Origin of the sequence: Stenotrophomonas sp. CFBP 13718, from assembly GCF_014842145.1 — a bacterium.
Taxonomy (GTDB): Bacteria; Pseudomonadota; Gammaproteobacteria; order Xanthomonadales; family Xanthomonadaceae; genus Stenotrophomonas.
Genome location: NZ_JACYVC010000008.1, coordinates 52,613 through 77,030, shown reverse-complemented (window position 1 = coordinate 77,030; position 24,418 = coordinate 52,613). Strand labels below are relative to the sequence as shown.

Below are 24,418 nucleotides of genomic sequence, written 5' to 3'. Positions count from 1 at the left end.
GCAGCTCCGGGGCTGACGGCCCACGGCCGTCACTACCCTCGGAGGGCGGGCTCAGCGCCACGACCACTGCAGGCCCAGGCTGCCACGGCGATCCGGGCCGGGTTCGTAGAAGCGACCATTGCCGTCGTTGACGATGACCGAGCCGATGTAACGCTGGTCCAGCAGGTTATCCACACGCGCGAATACCCGCAGATCCCCGCCCGGCAAGGTCCAACGGCGGCCGGCCTCCAGGTTCACCACGGCATAGCCGGGGGCGCGTTCAGTGGCCAGGTCATTCACCACCGTGTCGCTGCTGCCGGTGACTTCGGCGGCCCACTGCCATGCAGCGGGCTGCCACTGCAGGCGGGCGAAGGCCTGCTGTCGCGGCACGCCGGGCAGGCGGCTGCCGGCCTCGACCGGCGTGTCGGGCACGGCGCAGCCACTGCCGGCGCAGGTCAGGTAGCTGCTGCGCACCTGCGCCTGCAGCCACGTCCAGGCCACCTGCAGTTCCAGGTCCTGTGCCAAGGGCTGACGCCACGACAGCTCTGCGCCCTGCCGCCGGGTGCTGCCGATGTTGCGATACGTGCTGCGGCCATTGGTGTTGCTGGCAACGGCCAGTTCGTCGTCGGTGTCGGCGCGGAACACGCTGACCTCCAGCTGCTGCCCGTTCTGGGCGTGCCATTTGCTGCCGATCTCAACGTTTCGGCTGCGGGCAGCAGACAGGCCCAGGGCCAGCCCGGCCTGGCCGTCGTTGCGGTAACCCAGCTCGTTGAAGGTGGGCGTTTCAAAGCCGCGACCCATCGCAGCGTGCAGGCGCCACTGCGGGTTCACCTCGAAGCTCACGCCCGCCACCGGCGTGGTGGCCTGGTAGCGCCGGCTGCCGCTGTCGTCCGGATTGCGGCCGACGATGTAATGGTCGTCCGATCGGAACCGCACACTGCTGTGACGCGCGCCGGCCAGCACGGACCAGCGCTCGGTCCATTGCCACCACGCCTGCACGAACTGGTCGACGTTGGTGACGGTATCGCGCTGGTCGCGACGCAGCGCACCGCGCACGCCCAGCTGATTGCCGACGAAGTTCTCGTAGCCGGTACGGTGCTGCCGCTGGCGATCGACATTGGCACCGGCGGTGATGTCCAGCGCGCGGCCGGCCAACGTACCGTTCCAGCCCCAGCGCGCGTCCAGCCCGCCGAAGTCACCGTCCAGGTCGATGACCCCGCCGGCATGTAACGGATTGGCCTGCGGGCCCGGCGGAATGGCCAGGAACTGGGTGACCTCGCGCTGGCCGGCATACCCGGTCAGGCGGAAGCGGTGGTCATCGCGTTCGCCGCTGTAGACCAGTCCAGCCTGCGACTGGCGTACGGATTTGCGCGTGTTGTACAGGTGGGCCACCGAGGTCGCCTGGCGCGGATCCTCCGCCACCTGCGCACGGGTCAGGCCGAGCGGATCCTGCGCGTCGGGCGCGTCCAGATGGTTGACCAGCAGCTCCAGGCGGTCCTCGCCCACGGCCATGCCCAGCCGCGCGTTCAACGATTCGCGGCGCGCGCGGCTATGGTCGCGCCAGCCATCGGTGCGGAAATGGTTCGCTGCGATGTTGTAATCCACCGGGCCCTGCACGCCGCGCAGGTGGGCGCCCACACTCAAGGTATTGTCGGCCCCGTAGTTCATGCGCAGCCGCCAGGGATCGCCCTCGCGGCCGCGCGCGGTATGCACCTGCAGCACCCCGCCGGACGAATTGCCATACAGGGCGGAAAACGGCCCACGCAACACCTCGATGCGCTCGGCGCCCAGCAGGCTGGCATGCGACAGCTGACCCTGGCCGTCGGGCATGGTCGCCGGTACGCCATCGACCAGCACCCGCACCCCGCGCACGCCGAACGTCGAGCGGGCGCCGAAGCCCCGGATCGACAGCTGGGTATCCTGGGCCAGGTTCTGCCGGTCCCGCGCCACCACCCCGGGGACACCGCCCAACGCTTCGGACAGCTGGGCCTGCGGACCACTGCGGTCATCGTCGATCCACACGGTGGTGGAGCTGGACGGCAAGGCGAATGCGTCAACGCCGGTCACCCGGGCGGCCTCCACTTCCACCGCCGGCAGGCTGCGCGTCGGCGCTTCCTGCGGGGTCTGGGCCAGTGCGAGAGAGGGCAGCAGCAGGCTGCAGGCGGCGGACAGGCGGCAACGCGCCGGAAGCAGATTCATCATGTGGATCGGGGGGATAGCGAAGATCAAGCCCCATCCTACGGTGCATGGCGTGAGGATGAATGCCGCGCCCCCGGCCCCCTTTGTTACGATGGCGTGGTTGCGTCCGGTGCGGACGCGACGCTGCTGCGTGCTTTCTTCCTCCCCCTCAACGAATGAGTACCGCCGTGTCCTTCTTTGCAAACGTGGAACTGGTCCCGGGCGACCCGATCCTGGGCCTGACCGAGGCGTACAACGCCGACAGCCGTCCGACCAAGGTCAACCTGGGTGTGGGCATCTACTACGACGAGAGTGGCCGCATTCCGCTGCTGCGCGCCGTCAAGCAGATCGAGCAGCAGCTCGCCAACGAAGCCAAACCGCGCGGCTACCTGCCCATTGATGGACTGCCGGCGTACACCCAGGCTACCCGTGAGCTGGTGTTCGGCAAGGAGTCGCCACTGCTGGCCGCCGGCCGCGTCGCCACCACCCAGACCGTGGGCGGCAGCGGTGCGCTGCGCGTGGGCGCCGACCTGCTGCACAAGCTGCTGCCGCACGCCACCATCGCCATCAGCAACCCCAGCTGGGAAAACCACCGCGCCGTGTTCGGCGCCGCGGGCTTTGAAGTCGTGGAATACGCGTACTTCGACGCACAGACCCACGGCGTGGATTTCCCCGCGATGCTGGCCGACCTGCAGAAGCTGCAGCCGGGCACCGTGGTGCTGCTGCATGCGTGCTGCCACAACCCGACCGGTGCCGACCTGACCGTCGCGCAGTGGACGCAGGTAGCCGAGGTACTGAAGGAACAGCAGCTGTTCCCCTTCATCGACATGGCCTATCAGGGCTTCGACAAGGGCATCGAGCAGGACGGTGCGGCCGTGCGGATCATCGCCGAAGCCGGCATCGACAGCTTCATCGTGGCCAACTCGTACTCCAAGTCGTTCTCGCTGTATGGCGAGCGCGTGGGTGCGCTGTCGATCGTGGCCCCGGATGCTACCGCCGCCAAGGCCGTGCAGTCGCAGATCAAGCGCATCATCCGCACCATCTATTCCAGCCCGTCCAACCACGGTGCGGCCCTGGTGGCCGGCGTGTTGAACAGCCCGGAGCTGCGCGCGCTGTGGGAAGCGGAACTGACCGAGATGCGCGAGCGTATCCATGCCCTGCGCCACGGGCTGGTGGATCGTCTGGTCGCCCTGGGCGCACCGGAGTTTGCCTTCATCAACGACCAGGCTGGCATGTTCTCGTACTCCGGCCTGAGCCGCGTGCAGGTGGAAAAGCTGCGCGATGAGTACGGCATCTACGCCGTCGGTACCGGCCGCATCTGCGTGGCCGCACTGAGCCAGAGCAACCTGGACTACGTCGCCCAGGCCGTGGCCAACGTCGCCAAGGCCTGACCCGACAAAAAGGGGACGGAGGGGATTAAGTCGTTATCGGCTCGCATGAGCCGATAACGACTTAATCCCCTCCGTCCCCTTTTTTGCATCCGGGCGGCGACAATAGACGCATCTTTCCGTCGCTCGAGCCCTGCCCATGTCCCGTACGTCGTTGACCCGGTATCTCATCCAGGAACAGCATGCCGGCCGCATCAATGCCGACCTGCGCCAGCTGATCGCCGTGGTGGCCCGCGCCTGTACCAACATCTCCATCGCGGTCAGCAAGGGTGCCCTGGGCGGCGTGCTGGGCGAGGCCGGTACGGGCAACGTGCAGGGCGAAGCGCAGAAGAAGCTGGACGTCATCAGCAACGAGATCCTGCTGGAAGCCAACGCGTGGGGTGGCCACCTCGCCGCCTGTGCATCGGAAGAAATGGACCATTCGCAGCCCGTGCCGGACATCCATCCGCGCGGGGACTTCCTGCTGTTGTTCGATCCCCTCGATGGCAGCTCCAACATCGACGTGAATGTGTCGGTCGGCACCATCTTCTCCGTGCTGCGATGCCCGAAGGGCGTGGAACTGCCGGGCGACGACAGCTTCCTGCAGCCGGGTACCGCGCAGATCGCGGCGGGCTACTGCATCTACGGGCCGAGCACGCAGATGGTGCTCACCGTTGGCCACGGCACGCATGCGTTCACCCTGGACCGTGAGAGCGGCGAGTTCCTGCTGACCACCCAGGACATGCAGATCCCGGCGGCCACGCAGGAGTTCGCGATCAACATGTCCAACCAGCGCCATTGGGAAGCCCCGATGCAGGCCTACGTGACCGATCTGCTGCAGGGCAAGGAAGGCGCGCGCGGCAAGGATTTCAACATGCGCTGGATCGCCAGCATGGTCGCCGACGTGCATCGCATCCTGACCCGCGGCGGCATTTTCATCTATCCGTGGGACAAGAAAGATGCGTCCAAGGCCGGCAAGCTGCGCCTGATGTACGAAGCCAATCCGATGGGTCTGTTGGTGGAACAGGCAGGCGGTGCCGCCTCGACCGGTCGCGCGCGCATTCTGGACATCCAGCCGGACCAGCTGCACCAGCGCGTGCCGGTGTTCCTTGGCTCGCGCGATGAAGTCAACGCCGCGGTGAAGTACCACCAGCAGCACGACGCGCAAAACGCTTGATTCGCCGCACGCTCATGACGTTGGCGTGACATCCCCTTCGCCAGTGGGCACCATCAAGGTTCCACTGGCGAGGGATCCATGCATGCACGCGCAGGAACCGGTAGATTTCATTGAAGTGATCCACAACGCCGTCCCCGCTGATGTATGCGCGGCGATCGTGTCGCGGGTCCGCGCAAGTGACCACCTGCAACCGGGTGCGGTAGGCAGCGGGGTGTTCCCCGAACTCAAGCGCAGCAAGGATCTCCGGATCAGCGGCCAGCCCGATTGGTCGGATGTGGAAAACGTCCTGCAACAAGCGGTTTTCGCCGGGCTGCAGACTTATCTACGCCGTTATCCACAGGCATTGATCGCGCCGTTGATGTTGCAGATACAAGACAGCAACGGCCAACCGAAGCGCCTCACGGCCGAAGACTTCCCGCAGATGGATGGGGCTGCCTTGTCGGATCTGGCACGCACCTGCCTGCGTCCGGGCGCGATCAACCTGCAATGGTATGCAGCAGGCGAGGGCGGCTATCCGTACTGGCATTGCGAGCTGTACCCGAAGGACCCGCAGGCTGAAACGTTGCACCGGCACCTGCTGTGGACGCTCTATCTCAACGACGGGTTCGAGGAGGGCGAAACCGAGTTCCTGTTCCAAGGCCGGAAGATCGCACCGCGTACCGGCAGCCTGCTGATCGCGCCCACGGCGTTCACCCACACCCATCGCGGTAACCGTCCACAGGGTGGGGACAAGTTCATCGCGACCAGCTGGATCCTGTTCCAGAGCGCGCAGCAGCTGTTCGGCAGCTGATCCGCCACGCCTGGGTCCTCATCTCCCCGGGTGCTGAACGCACACGTGTCCACCTTTCCCTTGGCCGACATGTGCAGCGACACCCGGGGAGATGAGGATTTCGGCAGATCGAGCATCATGCTCATGGGTGAACCTTCCGTGGGTCTGTGCGCTGTCGTCTTGATTGATGGAGACGATCTAGATTTGGCTTGTTACTGCATGAAACCTATGGTGCACGACGATCGCGACAGGGCCTTTCAGAAATCGCTCACTGCGTAGCCCACCGACGTCATGCCACTTCGCTCGCCGAGCAGGGCGCGGCGCTCCCGTCGGCGGCGCAACGTCCATCACTCGGCTGGCGTTCCGCCACATGCACCCGCATCTGCAATCCGAGTGCGCGCAACGCACCCATCACCGTACGCAAGGTCAAGGTGCGTCTTCCACCCAACTGCCGATGTACCACCGCGGCAGGCAATCCGCACTCGCGCGCGATCCCCCGCAGTCCCTCTTCACCTGCGACATAGGCCAACGCTTCACCAAGAATGGCCGCATCGCCCTGGCTCTCCACGATGCACTCGTTCAAATAATCCACAACTGCCTGCGGGGTACGCGGACGATCAAAATGGCCTGCCGCTTCCATCTCCGCGTGCGTCATGGTGGCGCGCGGTGGCGTCATCGTGGCCCCCATGCACTCAGTTCGGGGGTCCGGAAAGACACGCGCGCAGGGCGCCGGAGCTGCAATGACATCGGTAGGACCTCGCAAGGCAAACGGCCACCTGCGCCAAAGCGCGAGGTGGCGGGCGGTGCGGGTTGGCGTACCGGACTATCTGAGAGCTCAAAACCGGCGGATCGGGATCCCCGCGCACCGCCCGCCGTATGACCGGCAGTGCAGTGCATTCTCCGCCGTGCCCGAAGGCCACAACAGAGGCAATTGCTCTCAGGTAGTAACAGGACGCCAATCCCGGCTGGCACATTCGGCACCAGCCCGGTCATCGTGCGATGTGGCGTCCAAGGGCGTCCATCAGGAAAGCTGCGGAGTCATCCTGCGTGACCTGTGTAAGGCCGAGGGCGACAGGAATTTCAGGTGACGCCGGTCATCAGTCGATTGCCCCCGCCGGCGCGCACATTTCGCTGCCTGCTTCGACATACTCCGACAATGTCCCAAGACCCGCAGCCGCTCGGCGGCTATCCACCTGCGGCGCCTCTTCGATCTCATCCGGGTACCACCTCTGTCCCACACAGCTGCCCTGAGTGCCGTATCGCTGTGGGCTGTGGGTCCTGTCCCAGAGGTAAGCATACTTACGGGCGTCTACTTCGCCTGATCCGAGTAGAGGCAACATCAGGGCCAGTGCTTGGCGCTGCACCTGGGGGGCACGATCGGCATGCAACGCCAGCAAGGCGGCTGCATCGGCGGCCGGTTTTCCGACGACCGATACACGTGGCCAGCCGGATGCGGCCATGATTGCCGAGAGCCGACTGGAATGTGCGGCGTCCGTGGACAGCACATGGGCGACGTCGACGGGCTGCGTACTGCGGACCTGTTGATCGGCCTCCGCCATCGCGATGAGTTCGCTGGCCAGCTCAGATGCGTATTCGCTTCCCCACGTGGGATAGCTCGTCATGCCGAACAATGCGAACAGCAGCAGGTGAGGCTTCGTCCTTGTCATACATCGTCCTTGGTTGCCGAAGGCGTCGGGCAGAGCACGCCGGCTCTCTAGAATAAGGTGCCCTGTGCTTCATCTTTCACTTTGATCAATAGCGGCCGCACAAACCGCGTGCAATCCAGCTTCGGCCAATGGCTGTTCTGCGCATCAAACCCCAGCCGCTTGCGCGCCAGCTTGAATCGATTGTTCAACAGGTCTGCATAGACGCCCTGGCCGCGCATGCGCGTGCCGAACTGGCTGTCGTAGTCCTTGCCGCCGCGCAGCTGGATGATGGTGCTCATCACGTGCGCGGCACGGTCGGGGTAGTGCGCTTCCAGCCAGTCGCGGAACAGCGGCGACACTTCCAACGGCAGCCGCAGCAGCACATAGCCGGCAGTGCGCGCGCCGGCATCGCGTGCTGCCTCCAGGACGGCTTCCAGCTCGGCATCGTTCACCCACGGAATCACCGGCGCCACCATCACCCCGACCGGGATGCCCGCGTCGTGCAGCCGCCGCATGGCGCGCAGACGGGCACGCGGTGCAGCGGCACGCGGCTCCAGTTTCGATGACAACACCGGGTCCAGCGAGGTCACCGAGAAATGCACGCTGACCAGGTTCTTTTCCGCCAGCGGCATCAGCAGATCGATGTCGCGCTCGACCAACGCGTTCTTGGTGATCAGCGAAAACGGGTGCTGTGTTTCCAGCATCACTTCGATCAGCTGGCGGGTGAGTTTGAACTTGCGTTCGATCGGCTGGTAGGCGTCGGTGTTGATGCCCAGCGCGATCGGCTGCGGCACGTACCCGGGCTTCGCCAGTTCCTTGCGCAGCAACTGCGCAGCATTGGTCTTGGCGAACAGCTTGGTTTCGAAGTCGAGGCCAGGCGACAGATTCAGATAGGCGTGGGAGGGACGCGCGAAGCAGTAGCTGCAGCCGTGCTCGCACCCGCGGTAGGGGTTCACTGACTGGCTGAAGCCTACATCCGGGGAGCTGTTGCGGCTGATGATGCTGCGTGCGGTCTCCGTGCGCACTTCCGTCCGCAGGCGGGGAGTCAGGAACTCCTCGCTTTCATCCGGCTCCCAGCCGTCGTCCACCGCTTCGCTGACTGTGCTCTCGAAGCGGCCCGCGATGTGGGAGGTAGCACCACGGCCTTTGATCGCTATAGGGGGAAGGGAATCAGGGCGACCCATGGGAATTTTCTACTGAAAGTGCGATTAGTATTATTGCTAACCACAGCATATGCAATGTGCTGGAAATCAGATGGCTGTAGGCGTGGAGCGGGTTGCGGCTGGAGGTTGCCCCCATGGTTATCCACAGGACATACGGTCATGTCAGGACAACGCGCAGGACATTGCAGGCCACGCGATGCGCAGCCGAGGGTAGGGGATCTGGGTCTCAGGGGATGCGACATGAGACGTTGTGACAGCCAGCGGCCTTCGCTACCTGGGTGCCCGGGTTTCACGGGGCGGATGGTTTCCGCTGACCCTGGGGCGGCGCTACCAGAGCGGGTCAGAGCCGGGCCAGGTAGGCCTTTACCGTGGCATCCAAGCCCTCGTACAGCGCTTCGCTGATCAGGGCATGGCCGATCGAGACTTCCAGCACGTCAGGTACGGCGGTCAGGAAGGCGCGCAGGTTGGCCTGCGACAGGTCATGGCCGGCGTTGACGCCCAGGCCCACGGCCTGAGCGCGGCGGGCGGCGGTTGCGAACAGCGCCAGCGTGTCGGTGGCATCGCCAGCGGCATGGGCTTCGGCATACGGTCCGGTGTACAGCTCGATGCGGTCGGCGCCTACGTCGGCGGCCAGTTCCAGCAGCGGATTGCCGGCATCGACGAACAGGCTCACGCGGCAGCCCATCGCCTTCAGCGAGGCGATCAGAGGCCTCAACCGGTCTGCATCACGCTCGAAATCGAACCCGTGGTCGGACGTCAGCTGGCCATCGCCATCGGGCACCAGGGTGGCCTGCGCGGGGCGGGTGGCCTCGCACAGCGGCAACAGGCCCGGGTAGCCATCACGTGGCGGGGCGAACGGGTTGCCTTCGATATTGAACTCGACGCCGCGTGCCTGGGTCAGCGTGGACAGCGCGTGCACATCTTCCGCCGTGATGTGCCGCCGGTCAGGCCGCGGATGCACGGTGATACCGTGCGCGCCGGCGTCCAGGCACGCCTGCGCGGCGCGCAGCACATCCGGATCGTGGCCTCCGCGCGAGTTGCGCAGTACGGCGATCTTGTTCACGTTGACGCTGAGACGGGTCATGGCGGTAAGGCACGGACAGAGGGGCGCAGTGTAGCGCCGCTGTCACAGCAGGGGCGAGGCCAGGCGGGCGAACGCCTCGGGCAAGCGGTGCCGCCACAGGCCGCGGTTGCGCTCGTTGTGCACGCGCGTCGCACTGGAAAACTCGTGCTCCAGGATGCCGGCCAGCTCGGCGACGCGCCCCTTGTCCCGCAGCAGCATCGACAGCTCGAAGTTGAGGCGGAAACTGCGGTGATCGAAGTTGGCGGTGCCCACGATGCACACGTCGTCGTCGGCGATGAACGCCTTCGTATGCAGCATGCGCGGACCGTACTCATGGATCTTCACCCCGGCCTGCAGCAGTTCGTCGAAGTAGGAACGCGCGGCCTGGGTGACGAACCACGAGTCACTCATCTTGGGCACCAGCAGGCGCACGTCCAGTCCACCGAGTGCGGCCGAGGTGAGTGCCATGCGCGCGGCCTCGCCGGGCACGAAGTAGGGCGTCACCAGCCATACGCGGTGCTTGGCCTCGTGGATGGCCGCCACGTGCAGGCGGTGGATGGTTTCCCAGCCCGAATCCGGGCCGGACACCAGCACCTGCGCGTTGATGCTGCCATCGGCCCGGGTCGGCATTTCGCGTGGCCACAAGCGCAGCTGATCGAACTGTTTGGCGTCCTGGCCGCTGGCATACAGCCAGTCCTCCATGAAGACCAGTTGCAGGCTGCGCACCACGTGCCCCTGCAGCCGCATGTGCAGATCGCGGTAGGCGTTCGGGTCGCGCTGCTCGTTCTCTTCGTCGGTGATGTTGATGCCGCCGGTGAAGGCCAGCACACCGTCGATCACCACCAGCTTGCGGTGGGTACGCAGGTTCAACCACGGCCGCTTGAAGGGCTTGAGCAGTTGCCGCGGATGAAACCACACCGCCTCGCCACCGGCATCCAGCAGCGGCTTCAGGAAACGCGCACGGATCTTGCCCGCACCTACTGCATCGAGCAGCAATCGCACCTGCACACCGCGCTGCGCAGCAGCCACCAGCGCATCGCGCACGGCGGTACCGGTGTGGTCGGGTTCGAAGATGTAGTACTCCAGGTTGATATGGTCCCGCGCTTGGGCGATGCCTTCCAGCAGGGCCGCGTAGGTCGCTGCACCGTCGACCAGCCATTCCACTTCGGTGGCGCTGCTGGGCGCCAGGCCGGTGGTCGCCTGGCCGATCGCCGCCAGCTCGGTACAGTCGGCGTCCGGCGGGCAGACGGTGCTGTAATGCTCCATGCCCGAACGCGAACGGCCGCGGCGCAGGCGCTGCCGATTTACTTTCTGCGGGCCGAGCAGGTAATAGATGAACAGCCCGATATAGGGCAGCGCCGCCAACGACAATATCCAGCTGAGCGTGGCAACCGGCTCGCGTTTCTGCAGCATGATCCAGCCGATCAGGCCGATCAGATACAGCGCATAGGTAATCGCCAGCGACGTGCCGAGGTGGGGAATGGTGTCCAGCCAATGGCGGAGGGCGTCGAAGAAAGCAATCATCGGCGGATGATACGCGAGCGAAGGCGGACGTCAGATCCCGGATAAAAAAAAACGCCTCCGTTTCCGAAGGCGTTTTCCAGTCGCGTCATGAGTGCGGACTGCGTAGTGCGTTTACTGCTGTACGAAACCAATCTTCTTCATCTGGGCGTTCTTCGCGCTGGCCAGGATCTTGGCCATCACGTCGTACTCCGAGTCCGGGCTCGCGTCGATCCGCAGTTCCGGCTGGTTCGTCGGGTCACGCTGGACCTCCTGTTCCATCCGTTGCTGCAGTTCGGTCACGGCGACCGGGCTGTTGTTCCAGAACACCTGGTTGCTCGCATCGACGCGCAACTCGACCGGCGGCGGCGGTTCAACCGTCACCGGTGGCGGGTTGAGCACACGCTGCGGCAGGTCCACGGCGATCGGGTAGGTCATGATCGGCGCGGTCACGATGAAGATGATCAGCAGAACCAGCATCACGTCCACGAGGGGCGTGACGTTGATATCGGCCATGGGGCCTTTGCCACCACCAGAACTGAATGCCATGGCTTACTGCCCCTTCTCTTTGGTCGCAACGAAGCCGACGTCCAGCATGCCCTGTTCCTGCGCGACCTTGGTCAGCTCATTGATGACACGCATCTTGGTGGTGCGGTCACCACGCAGGTTCAGCGGCGGCTGCGGGGTCTGCTGGGCGGCGGTGGCGAGGCGGGACTCAAGCGTCCCGCGATCGATTTCCTCGTCGTTCCAGTAAACCGAACCGTCTTCCTTGACCGCCAGCGTGATCGGACCCTTACGATCATTTGCATCGTCCGGGTTCTGGATCAGATTGGCTTCGGGCAGCTCGACCTTGACCTTGTGGGACATCAGAGGCGCCGTGATGATGAAGATGATCAGCAGCACCAGCATCACGTCCACGAGGGGCGTAACGTTGATGTCGGCCATGGGGCCGCCGCTGTTACCACTACTGAAAGCCATAACGGGCTCCGTCTAGATCGGTGTGAACTACCTTCGTGCCGGGTACAGCGCGTCCTTAGCGGACGCGCGAACCGGTAGCGAAGAAGTCATGCAGGTCGTGTGCGAACGTATCGAAACGGCTGATGGTCGCGCTGTTGATCTTGCTGAAGAAGTTGAAGGCGAACACGGCCGGGATAGCCACGAACAGGCCGATCGCGGTCATGATCAGCGCTTCACCCACCGGGCCGGCGACGGCATCGATGGAGGCCGAACCGGTTGCACCGATCTTGATCAGCGCGCCGTAGATGCCCCACACGGTACCGAGCAGACCGACGAACGGAGCGGTTGCACCGACGGTGGCCAGCAGGGTCATGCCCGACTGCAGGTTGTTGCTTTCGCGGGTCACGGCCTGACGCAGGGCGCGGTCGACGAATTCCGAACGGCTCAGGGTCTCACCCAGGCCACCGGTTGCGCCGCCTTCGGCACGCTGGTGGTGGGCGGCAGCCTGTGCGGCGTCCAGGGCGATCTTCGAGAAGGGCTCCGAAGCCGGCTGCTCTTCCATGGCACGGATGGCGTCCTGCGCGTTCGGGGTATCCCAGAACAGGCTGGTGACCTTGTCAGCAGCAGCCTTCAGGCGGGCAGCACGGAAGATGTTGATGACAGTCCAGTACCAGGACATGGCCGACATGACGATCAAGGTGATCAGCACGACCCAGGAGACTGCGAAGTCGCCCGGCTGGCTGGTCATTTCATGGATGAGGTGCTCGAAGCCCATCTGCGACAGGGCGTTGGAGTTGCCCCCAGCAGCAGCGGCGATGAAAATTTCCTGCAGCATGACGCTTACCTTTGTTGTGTGTGGTGTTGAAGGGTGTAGCTGGACTAACGAACTGTCAGCAGAGGTGGCCCGGGGGCCACCCGGCGTATCAGCTCAGTGCAAAGTTGACCGGTACGCGGACGCGGCCCGCGGCTTTCTTGCCGCCCGATTCTGCTGCGTTGAAGCGCCACTTGCGTGCGGCCTCCATTGCAGCGCGATCCAGGTCGCGGTTACGGCTGGATTTCTCGACCGTGACATTGGTGACGTTGCCTTGGGCATCGACATCGATGATCAGGATCACTTCACCCTGGATGCCCGCACGGAATGCAGCCGGCGGATAACGCGGGGGATTCATGTTCTTGGACGAGATATCCACGCTGGCCTCGATGGAGGTCGGCGGTGCCGGCGGCGCAGGCGGCGACGGCGGGGTGACGATATCGGTCGGACGCGGATCCGGAATGTCGACCACCGGCGCCTGCGGCGGCGGGGGAACGGGCGACGGTTTCGGCGGCGACAGATTCTTCACTGGCGGCGGAGGGGTCTCATCCGGCGGCGGCGGCGGCGGCGGCGGCGGTGGCGGCGGCGGCGCGTCGACGATGGTCACCATCACATTGCGTTCTTTTTCCGCAGCAGCCTTGGGGGCCACGGCAGGAATCAGAAGCATCATGAAGGCAGCCAGATGCAGGGCGATTACAAACGCGATCCCGAAGATCCGGGGCCAGCTCAGCCCTTTCTCTGCAGTTTGTTCGTAGCGGTGAAAGACTAGTTGTTCCGTCATGCGCCAAGAGCTCAATTGTGGGGCCGGGTTACCGGGGAGCGGTAACCCTGATCAGCGGTGCATGACACCGCAGGAACCTCCAAGCTTATACCAATCCTGAGTGCCTGCGTACGCTTTGCGCAGGCATTCAGGCGTTATTCCTACTTACTTCAGGTTGATGATTTTATCCGCATCCGCGGCGTTCTTCAGGCCACCCTTGGCCTTGGCCTGACGTGCTGCTTCCTTGGCCTGGGGAATCTTCCCCTCACTGTGCAATACACGCGCCAGATTCAGGTACGTCTCGCCGGTGGGCGACAGCGGTGCGGCCTTCTGCCACGCCTCGATCGCCTTGTCGACCTGCTGCGGTTCGGAATAGTAGTAAGACTGGGCCAGGGCCAGGTAAGCCTGGTTGTCCGGCTTCAGGATGCCCTTCTCAAGTCCTTCGTTGATGACCGAGATTACTTCTTTTTCTTTGTTTTCGCTGTTGGCGTAGATCGAATACAGCTGCTTGTATTCGCGTTCGTCGGTCAGCTGGCCGGCAGCACGCAGCTTTTCCATGATCGCGGCGGCCTTGTCCATCTGCTCTGCCTGCATGTACATGCTGGACAGATTGATCTGCGCCTTCTTGTCGGTCGGGTTCTTCGCCGCGATCTGCTCGGCTTCCTTGACCGCGTCACCGGTCTGGCCGGCTTCGGACAGTGCAGCCATCAGCAGCTGGTTCCACTGGTCCTTCGGCTCGGGGGATGCGGCAATGGCTTCACGCAGCACCGGGATCGCATCGGCATAGCGCTCCAGCTGGTACAGCGCCTGGCCCTTGGCCATCAGGTCTTCCGGCTTCTTCGAACCGCTCTCGGCGAAATACTTGTCGATCAGGGTCAAGCCCTGCGCCTGCACGGCCTTGTCGTCGTCCTGCAGCTGCAACTGGGCCAGCATCAGCATCGACTGGAAGTGACCGTTGTTATCCAGACCATTGAGGTCCAGCACCTGCTGCAGGTACTTCTTCGCCGTGGCGACGTCATCGGTCTGGTAAGCGGCCTGCGAGGCCAGCTGCAGGGCAAGCGATTTATCGTATTCGTTCGCCGCCGAATTGCCGATGATGGACTGCGCTTCGGTCAGCGTCTCCGGGTACTGCTGTTCGTTGTAGCTGTCGATCAGCTTCTGCAGTTGCTTCCCAAGCTTCGGCGAGGACTTCACGCCCGGTTCCTTGCGGGTCGCGTTCGGGTAGAGCGGCGCAGCCGTTTCGGACTTGCTGCTGCCACGGCGCTCGCGCTGCTCGGAACGGTCGGCGGAGCGCGTCTGCGCGAAGGCATCGGTGACTACGGCGCCGCTCACGGCAGTCGCGATCAGCATGGTCAGCAGGGCTTGCTTGTGGTTACGGAGCATCATCTTTCACCTCGATCGGACCGCTTAGCGGCAGCAATGACGTACGTCAGAAAAATCTGAGCCGCCAAACGTATCAGAATTATGGGACGTGAGAAATCGTTTCCTGTGCTGCATCACAGCATTTTCATCGAATCTCAGCTACAGCGCGGCTTGCGTCCGGCCGCCTGCGCCTGCTGATAGACGCCCTGTAATCCAGGCGCATCGCGCTGCAGTTCACGGATCCGATTGGCGGGGTCCGGATGGGTGGACAACCACTGGGGACTACGTCCCGCACTCGCCGACATCATGTTCTGCCACAGGTTGACGGCCTGCGCGGGATCGAACCCGGCCTCGGCCATCAGCTTCTGGCCAACCACATCGGCTTCGCTTTCCTGGGTACGCGAACCGGGCAGCAGGAACAGGGTCTGCGCGCCCATGCCGCCGAACTGATTGACCGCGCTCGCTGCGGTATCACCATAGGCAGCGCCTGCCAGTGCGCCGACCACCGACAGACCCGTCTGCGCTCCCATCTGCCGGGTGATGCGCTCTTCATGGTGGCGCGCGATCACGTGGCCGATCTCATGACCAATGACCGCGGCAAGCTGGTCCTGATTCTTGGCCACGGTGAAGATGCCGGAGTTCACGCCGACCTTGCCGCCTGGCAGCGCGAAGGCATTGGGTTCGTTATCGGCGAAGACAGCTGTTTCCCACCGTACGCCACGGTACTGAGCAGGCAGCTGAGCCACCAGGGCCGTGACCACGCATTGCACATAGGCGGTCTGCTTGGGGTCTGTGCTGACCTTTTCCTTCTGCTTGGTTTCAGCAAAAGCCTGGGTACCCAGCTGATCGAGCTCGGCCTGGGATACACCGCCCACAACCTGACGGCGGCCGGTCGGCGAGGTGGTGGTGGCGCATGCGCTCAGCAGTGCGGTGATCGTAAAAGCCAGCAGAAGTCGTTTCATGGATCCATTCCCCGTGTTCATGCACTGAGTGTCCACGCCGCAAGCTTAATTTTTCGTCAATCCCTGCACGGTACGGACGGCACAGGCTCGATGGCGTTGTCCGTCGTACTTCGCGAACGGTGATGGCATCCGCCGAGCGTGGCTCGGCGCTACCGCTTCGTCGGCGCAGAAGGCTGCTGCTGTTGTATCGCCGAGCCACGCTCGGCGGCTGCTTCAGTGGGTGCCGAACAGCATCAGCATGCTCAACGCCACCGCATTGTTGAGCGCATGCGCGGCAATGGGCGCCCACAGGGTTCCGGTGCGCTGGTACAGCCAGCAGAACGCGGCGCCCATGCCACCGTAGATCAGCCACAACTGGGCGATTTCAGCGGGACCGTTCGCACTGGTTCCCGGTATCTCGTGCACGAGCGCGAAGGCCAGACTGCTCAACACCATGCCCAGCACGGGCTTGCCGGCCTGCCACAGGCGGCCGAACAACACGCGGCGGAACAGCAGCTCTTCGTAGGCCGGTGCCAGCACGACAGCGAACAGCATCAGGAACACAGGGAACTGATCCACCGCGCGGGTCATCAGGTCCAGGTTTGTCGGAACCGGCTCGATACCGGCGCGCTTGGCCAGGAAGGCAATGCCGTTGCTGAAGATGATGACCAGCACCGCGACGAACAGGGTCCAGCCCCACGTGGACAGCTGGGCGGCCGCGTGCCGTGAGGTTTCACGTTCCACACGCGTGGCGGGGCGTCGCCAGAAGTACAGAATCAGGGCCGCACCGCCGGTGGCCACCAGCGCCATCAGGATCTGGGCCAAGGGCCCCGGCTGACCGAGCAGGGCAGCTATTGCGTTGGGATCCGGCGCGTCAGCCTTCTGGGAAGCGGCCTCCATGCCCACCATGACCCCGCGGTACAGCCCCCACACGAGTCCTGCCATCAGGCTGATGCCAAACAGGATCAACCCGGCCAAACCCACATCGATCAGAAATCCGGCGAGGGGCGAGCTGACCTTGCGCGGTGCAGGGGGTGGCGGTGCGGCCGCAGGCAGCGGCGGCGGTGGGACCTGGGCAGTGACGGACATCGGCAACCTGGCAGCTGAAGGGGGCTTCGCCCCGTGCGCGTTGCACGGGGCGATCTCTTCGGATTGTGTCAGATATCCAGGTTGTGCACTTTCAGCGCATTGTCCTCGATGAAGTCGCGGCGCGGCTCGACCACATCGCCCATCAAGGTGCTGAAGATCTGGTCAGCCGCCACCGCATCTTCGATGCGGACCTGCAGCAGACGACGCGTATCCGGGTTCACCGTGGTATCCCACAGCTGTTCCGGATTCATTTCACCCAGACCCTTGAATCGCTGGATCTGGCGACCGCGCTTGGCTTCATCGAGCAACCAGGCCTGGGCCTGCGCAAACGAGGTCACTTCGATCGACTTGGCGCCGCGAGAGATGACAGCGCCCTCGCGCACCAGACCGTGCAGCAGCGATGCCGCCTGGTAGATCGCGCGCAGCTCGCCACCGTCGAACGCGGCTAGCGGCAGCACCTGGATGTGCACTTCGCCCATATGGCGGCGCGTCACCAACACGGCAGCGGGGCGCTGATCGTTGGGTTCCTGCAGTTCCAAGGTGAAACGCGCCGAACCGAGGCTGCCCTGGTTGAGGCGTGCTGCCAGCGCATCCAGGCCTTCTTCGGGCGATGCATTGCGCAGGTGTTCCAGATCCATCGGAATGAAGTCGACCAGCGCGGCAAGCAGCTGACGGTCATAGCGGTGGGCGTTACGCGAGATCGAGTCCAGCGCGCCGGCGTAGCTGAGCAGCAGCTTTTCCAGCGCGACGCCTTCGATGCCGTGCTCGCCGCTGGCCGGCACCAGCGTGGCATTTTCCACCGCGCTGCTGGCCAGATACGCATCCAGCGCCGGATCGTCCTTGAGGTAGAGCTCGGTCTTGCCCTGTTTGATCTTGTACAGCGGCGGCAGGCCGATGTAGACGTAACCGCGCTCGATCAGCTCCGGCATCTGCCGGTAGAAGAACGTCAACAGCAGCGTACGGATGTGCGCACCGTCAACGTCGGCGTCGGTCATGATGATGATCTTGTGGTAACGCAGCTTGTCCGGGTTGTATTCGTCCCGGCCGATGCCCGTGCCCAGCGCGGTGATCAGCGTGCCCACCTGGTCCGAGGCCAGCATGCGGTCGAAACGGGCACGCTCCACGTTGAGGATCTTGCCGCGCAGCGGCAGCACGGCCTGGTTCTTGCGGTTGCGTCCCTGCTTGGCGGAGCCACCTGCCGAGTCACCCTCGACGATGAACAATTCCGACAGTGCTGGATCCTTTTCCTGGCAATCGGCCAGCTTGCCGGGCAGGCCGGCAATATCCAGCGCGCCCTTGCGGCGGGTCAGATCGCGCGCCTTGCGCGCCGCTTCACGCGCACGGGCCGCATCGACGATCTTGCCGGCGATCGCCTTGGCTTCGTTCGGGTTTTCCTGCAGGAACGCTTCCAGACGCTGGCCGAATGCGTTCTCCACCGCCGGACGGACATCCGAGCTGACCAGCTTTTCCTTGGTCTGGCTGGAGAAGCTGGGATCCGGCACCTTGACCGACAGCACGGCGATCATGCCTTCGCGCATGTCATCGCCGGTCAGGTTGATCTTGGCCTGTTTGGCAATGCCATTCTGTTCGATGTAGTTGTTCAGCACGCGGGTCAGCGCGCCGCGGAAGCCGGCCAAGTGGGTGCCGCCATCTTTCTGCGGAATGTTGTTGGTGAAGCAGTACATCGTTTCCTGGTAGGAATCGGTCCACTGCAGCGCCACTTCCACGGTGATACCGCTGTGCTCGCCCACGACCGAGATCACGTTCGGATGCAGCGGGGTCTTCAGCTGGGCAAGATGCTCCACGAAGCTGGCGATGCCGCCTTCGTAGTGGAAATCATCGCGACGACCTTCTCCGCGCTGGTCGATCAGCACGATCTTGACGCCGGAGTTGAGGAACGAGAGCTCGCGCAGACGACGGGCGAGGATGTCGTAGTGGAACTCGACGTTGTCGTGGAATGCTTTGGTCGAGGGCCAGAATCGAAGGGTGGTGCCGCGCTTTGTGCTGGCCTCAACCTGCTTCAGCGGCATCACGGCCGCACCGTCGGCGTATTCCTGGTGGTAATGGAAACCGCCCTGATAGATGTCCAGCGTCAGCTTCTGCGACAGCGCGTTGACCACGCTGACGCCCACGCCGTGCAGGCCGCCGGAGACTTTGTAGCTGTTGTCGTCGAACTTGCCGCCTGCGTGCAGGACCGTCATCACGACCTCGGCAGCCGAGACCTCGCGATCCAGCTTCCTGCTCATCTGCTCGTGCTTGCCGGTCGGGATGCCACGGCCGTTATCCGTCACGCCCACAGACCCGTCTGCGTGGATCGTCACCGAAACGTGGTCGGCATGGCCCGCGAGCGCCTCATCGATGGAGTTGTCGACGACTTCGAACACCATGTGGTGCAGGCCGGTGCCATCGTGTACGTCACCGATGTACATGCCGGGACGCTTGCGGACGGCCTCCAGGCCCTCCAGCGCAGTGATGCTGTTGGCGTCGTAGGTGCCGCTGTTTGCAGGTGCAGGGGTGTTCTGTTCGTCGGTCATTGCGCTCGCCGTAGGCTCCGCAGGTCGGGCGCCAACGAATGGCGCGCCGAGAAAGAAGGGGTGATACAACCTGAATTATACCAGCCGGGCAGGTCTACCCCGTGGACCACTATGGCACACCGGTCACTTGGCCATGTTCCACGTGGAACCGCGCGATATCGGTACGATCCAGCAGTGGTGATGGGGTTTCGGTGGCGGTGATGAATATCTGCGCCGGGCCAGCCAGTAGTCGGTCCAGCACCCGGCCTTGATGGTTGCGATCCAGCTCTGATCCCAGGTCATCCAGTGCAATAACCGGCCAGTGCCCGCGTTGCACCGCGTAGTCTTCGGCTTGGGCCAACAGGCAGGTGAGGGCAGTCAGCTTGGCCTGTCCACGCGACAGTGCGTCGCGCCCCGGGATGCTGCCGAAGCCAACCGTCCAATCCGCACGGTGCGGTCCCACCGAGGTATAGCCCGCCTGCCGGTCTCGTTCGCGCGCAAGCAGCAACGCATCGGCGAGGGACACCTCGTGGCGGCGCCAGCCAGGGCTGAGCGTCATTGACTGCACGTCCAGTTGTGGCGCCAGTTCGGCGGCCAGTTCCACGGCTCGGGCCTGCAGGCGCTCCAGGTAATGAAAACGCCGACTGGTTAGCGGTTCTCCCGCCTCCGAGAGCTCATGATCCCATGTATCCAGCATTCGCGGCGCTCCCCCTTGCTTCAGCAGGGCATTGCGCTGTTTCAGCGCCCGGGAGTAGCGCCGCCACAGGGAGAGAAAGTCTGGTTCCACGTGGAACAGACCCCAATCCAGGAATCGACGCCTGGGCTCGCCGCCCCCGCTCACCAGTGCGTGGCTGCCGGGCTCAAAGGTCACCACGGCCAAGGCTGCGCACAGGTTTCCCAGCTGCGCGACATCTTCTCCGTCCAGCCGGCCTTTCCAGTCCTGTCCAGAATGACGAAGACCCGCGCGACGCCGGATTTCCCTGCCTTCGGCGTTGGATTCGTCCCATTCCACGAAAACGTCCAACGATTCCTGGCCTTGACGGATCAAACCGTCCCGCACGCGGCCGCGGAAGCTGCGCCCGTAGGCCATCAGGTGCAGCGCTTCGAGCACGCTGGTCTTTCCGGCGCCGTTGTCGCCCGTCAGCAGGTTGATACCCGGCTGTGGCAACAGGTCTGCCGACTCGAATCGACGTACGTGCTGAAGGGAAAGGCGGCGGATCTGCATGAAGGGAGGTTGCCGGAATCGACGGCGCGGGAGGGTGAGCGATCTACCAGCTTACTGCATCGGTCAAGGGCATCGACTGGCCACGGAGATCGGGCAGCGATGCAGCTCAATTGGCTCAAATCCGCTGCGTTCTGTGGTCTCGCTGGTCGCGCCAACCGTCAGATTTCAAGAATCTGCGCCCTTCGCGGGTCGCGGTTCCACGTGAAAGGCGTCGAATCCTTGAATTCTGCTGGGTCCCAACCCGCGCGCCCCATCAGATTTCAAGAAATTCACGGCGTAGCCGGAGCCGTCTTGAAACCCTTGGGATTACTTATACACAACCTCTGCGCAAGCTGTGGATAAAAAAGCGGTTTTACCAAGGCTCGAAATCTATCCACAGGTATTCCCCCAGCCCACCCCCCACTTGGAAGGGGGGTTTCAAGGCTAATAAACGTATATAAATCATACAGATAGGCCAGTTATACATGAAATCTGGCCCTACCATCACCACCATGCTTTAGATTTATACCCAGATTTAAAAGCTTGGCAGCCCCTCCGATCGGGTCCCACCGGGATGTGGATAATCGAAAACAGGGAAGTGCGACGGACATGGCAAACCATCGTGATCTGGCCCGCCGCACCAGGGCAGCTGACGAACGGCGGGCCAACAAACACCGCACCGAAGACCCCATCGGTCCATCGGGCGATTCAGTGGCACGACGTTGCACCCGCTACGGATGATCCACGTGGAACAAAAAAAAACGCCCGAACATGCCGGGCGCTTCTTGTTCCACGTGGAACCGGATGTCAGAGACGCAGCGGCATCACCACGTGGCGAGACTTCTCGCTGCTGGCTTCGCGGACCAGTGCGGAGGAGTTCGAATCACGCAGCTGCACGATGATGAACTCGTCGCGCAGCGCTGACAGGGCATCCAGCACGTAATTCACGTTGAACCCGATCGCCAGATCGGAGACCGTGGTCTCGGCTTCGATTTCTTCCTGGGCTTCTTCTTGTTCCGGGTTGTGCGCGCTGATCTTCAAATTGCCCGGCGAGACTTCGACGCGGATGCCGCGGTACTTCTCGTTGGACAGGATCGCCGCACGCTGCAGAGAGGCGCGCAGTGCTTCGCGGTCCACTTTGACCTCACGGTCGGCGCCAATCGGAATCACGGCCTCGTAATCCGGGAACCGGCCGTCGATCAGCTTCGAAGTGAAGGTGACATCGTCGCGCTTGACGCGGACATGGCTGCGGCCCACTTCCAGCTCGATCTCGCGATCACCGCTTTCCAGCAGACGCTGAAGCTCGGTGACGCCCTTGCGCGGCACGATGATCTGGCGCTTGGAACCGCTGGGCTTGGCCAGGTCGGTCTCGCACAGGGCCAGACGGTGTCCGTCAGTGGCCACCGTGCGAAGCGTATCGCCACGCAGGTCAAACAGCAGACCGTTGAGGTAATACCGCACGTCCTGCTGGGCCATCGCAAACGCGGTGCGCTCGATCAGCTCCTTCAGCGTGGCTTCGCCGATCACCACACGCTCGGTGGCCTCGACCTCGTCGACCGACGGGAAATCATTGGCGGGCAGGGTAGCGAGCGTGAACCGGCTGCGGCCGGCCTGCACGGTGATCTTGTCGCCGGTCTGCGAGACCGTGATCCGGCTGCCGTCAGGCAGGGCCCGGATGATCTCGAACAACTTACGGGCCGGAATGGTTGTCTCGCCGTCCTGAGCATCTTCAACCGCGATCCGCGACACCATTTCAACTTCCAGATCCGTACCGGTCAGCGAAAGCTGCCCGTCTTTGACCTGGACGAGGAAATTTGCCAGAACCGGCAGGGTCTGGCGGCGTTCGACCACGTTGACGACCTGTGCCAACGGCTTGAGAAAGGCTTCGCGCTGCAGTGTGAAACGCATGTGGTTCCGTGCCCCTATGCTTTAAAAGATGTGGAATAAATCAAAAGCTTGGTGGTGATGGTAGAGCCAGAATTAAGGGAAAACACATCTAAGTATTTGTTTCCAAACAATATTTCATGCTCGAAACCCTCTGGAATACCGCCCCTCAAGGGGTGGGGAAAGCTGTGGATAAAATCCGAGGCGTCTACAGCAGGCTTTTTATCCACAACATGCCCCACGCTTGCCCCCGGATTCTGCACCGTTTTGTGCGATGACGCCTCAATGGCGTCCGTGCATTATTCGCTCAGCTTGCGGATCAGCTTGTCCCAGTCTTCCCGCAGCTTGCCGTCGGTTTCCATCAACGTCCGGATCTGGCGGCAGCCATGCAGCACCGTGGTGTGGTCACGTCCGGCGAAGGCGTCTCCGATCTCGGGCAAGCTGTGCTCGGTCAGTTCCTTGGTCAGCGCCATCGCCACCTGGCGTGGCCGGGCCAGTGAACGGGTCCGCCGCTTGGACAGCAGATCCTTGATCTGCAGCCCGTAGTAGTCGGCGACGGTTTTCTGGATGTTGGGAATGCTGATGGCCTGCTGCTGGGCCCGAAGCAGGTCGCGCAGGGTTTCCTGGGCGAAGTCGGTAGTGATCGCACGGCCAGTGAAATTGGCCCGGGCGGTCAGGGTATTCAGCGCGCCCTCGAGGTCGCGCACATTGGAGCGCATCTTCTTGGCAATCAGGAACGCAACATCGTCGGGGATTTCAGTACCGCGCTCGCGTGCCTTGGCCAGCACGATCGCCGCGCGCGTTTCGAAGTCCGGCGGCTCGATGGCGACCGACAGGCCCCAGGCAAGCCGCGACTTCAGGCGCGCTTCCAGGCCCTCGACTTCGCGCGGATACCGATCGCAGGTCAGGATGATCTGCTGCTTGCCGTCGAAGAGCGCGTTGAACGTATGGAAGAATTCTTCCTGCGTCCGGTCTTTGCCGGCAAAGAACTGGATGTCATCGATCAACAGCGCGTCCACCTGCTGGAACTGGCGCTTGAACTGATCCATGGTCTTTTCCTGCAGGGCCCGGATCATCGCGCTGAAGAACTGTTCCGAGCGCAGGTAGAGCACCTTGGCATGCGGATTGGCTTCGCGCATCGCATTGCCGGCGGCAAACATCAGGTGGGTCTTGCCCAGACCGGTGCCGCCGTACAACAGGAGCGGATTGTGCGCACGATCACCCGGCTTCTGCGCGGCCTGGAAAGCGGCGGCCAGACCCAGCTGGTTGCTCCGGCCTTCGACGAAATTGGCGAAGGTGTAGTGCGAATCCATGTTGCCGGCGAACGGCACCACCGGCTCACTGGCCAGCGGTGGCGCAGCGGGCGAGGCACCGCCGGTGAACAGCCCCGGATTCGGCGCGATCTGCGTCTCCATGGGCCGCGGACGCGAGCCGATTTCAAGAAAAACGTCGCCAAACCCTGCGAAATGGGTCAGCAGCTCGCGGATGCGTGGCAGGTACAGGGCGCGTACCTGGTCCACGATGAAGGCATTCGGAGCGAAGAGGATCAAGGCGTCAGCGCGCAGATCGGCCTGCAGCGGCTTCAGCCAGGTGTGAACATCCTCGGGCGGGAATTCCGCCTCAAGGCGTTCGAGACAACGGGACCAGGCATCCATCGGCAATAATCATCTTGGGCCGGGGGGAGGGCGCAGGAAAGCACCGTCCCGACTGGCCGGAAAGGGGGAAAAGGATGACTCAGACTACCACCGCGCGGCAGGCTCTGGAATGGTTGTCCCCCAGTTATTCACAAAATCATCCACAGCTATTGCACAGCCCCATGAAATAACGTAGTCACAAGGGCTTGACTTGAGGGGGGTATGACCTCCAGAATTGCCGGTTCTTTCCGTCCATTTCATACGAGAGGCCCAACATGGCCACCAAGCGCACTTTCCAGCCCAGCAACCTCAAGCGTAAGCGCGACCACGGTTTTCGTGCCCGTATGAAGACCGCAGACGGCCGCAAGATCCTGTCGCGTCGCCGCGCCAAGGGCCGCAAAGTCCTGAGCGCCTGATTGCC

Annotated in this window: 21 protein-coding genes; 4 read left to right on the top strand and 17 right to left on the bottom strand. The window is 63.5% G+C overall.

Translation table 11 applies throughout. The annotated features are described in order from the left end of the window. Positions 1-51: 51 nt before the first annotated feature. Positions 52-2,178: a TonB-dependent receptor gene (locus tag IFT58_RS13480; protein ID WP_192095470.1), complete on the bottom strand. Its 2,127-nt coding sequence runs from the start codon at positions 2,176-2,178 to the stop codon at positions 52-54. Positions 2,179-2,345: 167 nt separating this feature from the next. Here IFT58_RS13480 and IFT58_RS13475 point away from each other — a divergent pair, with 167 nt between their 5' ends. The 3 genes from IFT58_RS13475 to IFT58_RS13465 all read left to right on the top strand — a co-directional run bounded on the left by IFT58_RS13475 (position 2,346) and on the right by IFT58_RS13465 (position 5,491). Then, positions 2,346-3,548 carry an aromatic amino acid transaminase gene (locus tag IFT58_RS13475; protein ID WP_192081952.1) on the top strand — a complete coding sequence of 401 codons (1,203 nt, stop codon included), beginning with the start codon at positions 2,346-2,348 and terminating at the stop codon, positions 3,546-3,548. A 136-nt stretch (positions 3,549-3,684) separates the two neighbouring features. After that, on the top strand, positions 3,685-4,701 hold the full coding sequence (locus tag IFT58_RS13470; RefSeq protein ID WP_192095468.1) for a class 1 fructose-bisphosphatase: 1,017 nt from the start codon (positions 3,685-3,687) through the stop codon (positions 4,699-4,701). A gap of 82 nt (positions 4,702-4,783) precedes the next feature. Then, positions 4,784-5,491, top strand: a complete 708-nt coding sequence (locus tag IFT58_RS13465) for a 2OG-Fe(II) oxygenase (RefSeq protein WP_192081951.1) — start codon at positions 4,784-4,786, stop codon at positions 5,489-5,491. A 268-nt stretch (positions 5,492-5,759) separates the two neighbouring features. Here IFT58_RS13465 and IFT58_RS13460 read toward each other — a convergent pair whose 3' ends face one another. From IFT58_RS13460 to dnaA, 16 genes are all read right to left on the bottom strand, one after another. After that, positions 5,760-6,146: a hypothetical protein gene (locus tag IFT58_RS13460; RefSeq protein WP_192095466.1), complete on the bottom strand. Its 387-nt coding sequence runs from the start codon at positions 6,144-6,146 to the stop codon at positions 5,760-5,762. A gap of 421 nt (positions 6,147-6,567) precedes the next feature. After that, a complete protein-coding gene (locus IFT58_RS13455) occupies positions 6,568-7,137 on the bottom strand; it encodes a DUF6624 domain-containing protein (protein WP_192095464.1) in 570 nt (189 codons plus the stop codon). A gap of 47 nt (positions 7,138-7,184) precedes the next feature. Then, the gene (locus tag IFT58_RS13450) at positions 7,185-8,300 is read right to left on the bottom strand and encodes a PA0069 family radical SAM protein (protein ID WP_192095462.1); all 1,116 of its coding nucleotides are present in this window, start codon (positions 8,298-8,300) and stop codon (positions 7,185-7,187) included. A gap of 319 nt (positions 8,301-8,619) precedes the next feature. After that, a complete protein-coding gene (locus IFT58_RS13445; RefSeq protein ID WP_192095460.1) occupies positions 8,620-9,363 on the bottom strand; it encodes a pyridoxine 5'-phosphate synthase in 744 nt (247 codons plus the stop codon). Between the two features lie 42 nt (positions 9,364-9,405). Then, entirely contained in the window at positions 9,406-10,866 is a 1,461-nt protein-coding gene (gene cls, locus IFT58_RS13440; protein ID WP_188325553.1) for a cardiolipin synthase, read from the bottom strand. Between the two features lie 111 nt (positions 10,867-10,977). Next, the gene (locus IFT58_RS13435; RefSeq protein ID WP_188325552.1) at positions 10,978-11,391 is read right to left on the bottom strand and encodes a biopolymer transporter ExbD; all 414 of its coding nucleotides are present in this window, start codon (positions 11,389-11,391) and stop codon (positions 10,978-10,980) included. Positions 11,392-11,394: 3 nt separating this feature from the next. Continuing rightward, on the bottom strand, positions 11,395-11,820 hold the full coding sequence (locus IFT58_RS13430) for a biopolymer transporter ExbD (protein ID WP_188325551.1): 426 nt from the start codon (positions 11,818-11,820) through the stop codon (positions 11,395-11,397). A 55-nt stretch (positions 11,821-11,875) separates the two neighbouring features. Further along, entirely contained in the window at positions 11,876-12,634 is a 759-nt protein-coding gene (gene exbB, locus IFT58_RS13425) for a TonB-system energizer ExbB (RefSeq protein ID WP_188325550.1), read from the bottom strand. A gap of 88 nt (positions 12,635-12,722) precedes the next feature. Further along, complete coding sequence (locus IFT58_RS13420) at positions 12,723-13,280, bottom strand: energy transducer TonB (protein ID WP_188325549.1); 558 nt, start codon at positions 13,278-13,280, stop codon at positions 12,723-12,725. A gap of 255 nt (positions 13,281-13,535) precedes the next feature. Next, on the bottom strand, positions 13,536-14,756 hold the full coding sequence (locus tag IFT58_RS13415) for a tetratricopeptide repeat protein (protein ID WP_192081946.1): 1,221 nt from the start codon (positions 14,754-14,756) through the stop codon (positions 13,536-13,538). 131 nt (positions 14,757-14,887) lie between these two features. Continuing rightward, entirely contained in the window at positions 14,888-15,694 is an 807-nt protein-coding gene (locus IFT58_RS13410) for a M48 family metallopeptidase (protein ID WP_192095458.1), read from the bottom strand. A 213-nt stretch (positions 15,695-15,907) separates the two neighbouring features. Then, positions 15,908-16,762, bottom strand: a complete 855-nt coding sequence (locus IFT58_RS13405) for a type II CAAX endopeptidase family protein (RefSeq protein ID WP_192081945.1) — start codon at positions 16,760-16,762, stop codon at positions 15,908-15,910. A gap of 68 nt (positions 16,763-16,830) precedes the next feature. Further along, positions 16,831-19,296, bottom strand: coding sequence for a DNA topoisomerase (ATP-hydrolyzing) subunit B (gene gyrB, locus IFT58_RS13400; protein WP_192081944.1), 2,466 nt, complete (start codon positions 19,294-19,296; stop codon positions 16,831-16,833). A gap of 109 nt (positions 19,297-19,405) precedes the next feature. Beyond that, a complete protein-coding gene (gene recF, locus IFT58_RS13395) occupies positions 19,406-20,500 on the bottom strand; it encodes a DNA replication/repair protein RecF (RefSeq protein WP_192095456.1) in 1,095 nt (364 codons plus the stop codon). Between the two features lie 786 nt (positions 20,501-21,286). Beyond that, the gene (gene dnaN, locus IFT58_RS13390) at positions 21,287-22,387 is read right to left on the bottom strand and encodes a DNA polymerase III subunit beta (protein ID WP_192081942.1); all 1,101 of its coding nucleotides are present in this window, start codon (positions 22,385-22,387) and stop codon (positions 21,287-21,289) included. Positions 22,388-22,662: 275 nt separating this feature from the next. Then, the gene (gene dnaA / locus IFT58_RS13385; protein WP_188325542.1) at positions 22,663-24,018 is read right to left on the bottom strand and encodes a chromosomal replication initiator protein DnaA; all 1,356 of its coding nucleotides are present in this window, start codon (positions 24,016-24,018) and stop codon (positions 22,663-22,665) included. 254 nt (positions 24,019-24,272) lie between these two features. On the opposite strand from dnaA, the gene rpmH reads away from it, so the two are divergent. Beyond that, positions 24,273-24,413 carry a 50S ribosomal protein L34 gene (rpmH, locus tag IFT58_RS13380; protein ID WP_006404565.1) on the top strand — a complete coding sequence of 47 codons (141 nt, stop codon included), beginning with the start codon at positions 24,273-24,275 and terminating at the stop codon, positions 24,411-24,413. Positions 24,414-24,418: the final 5 nt, after the last annotated feature.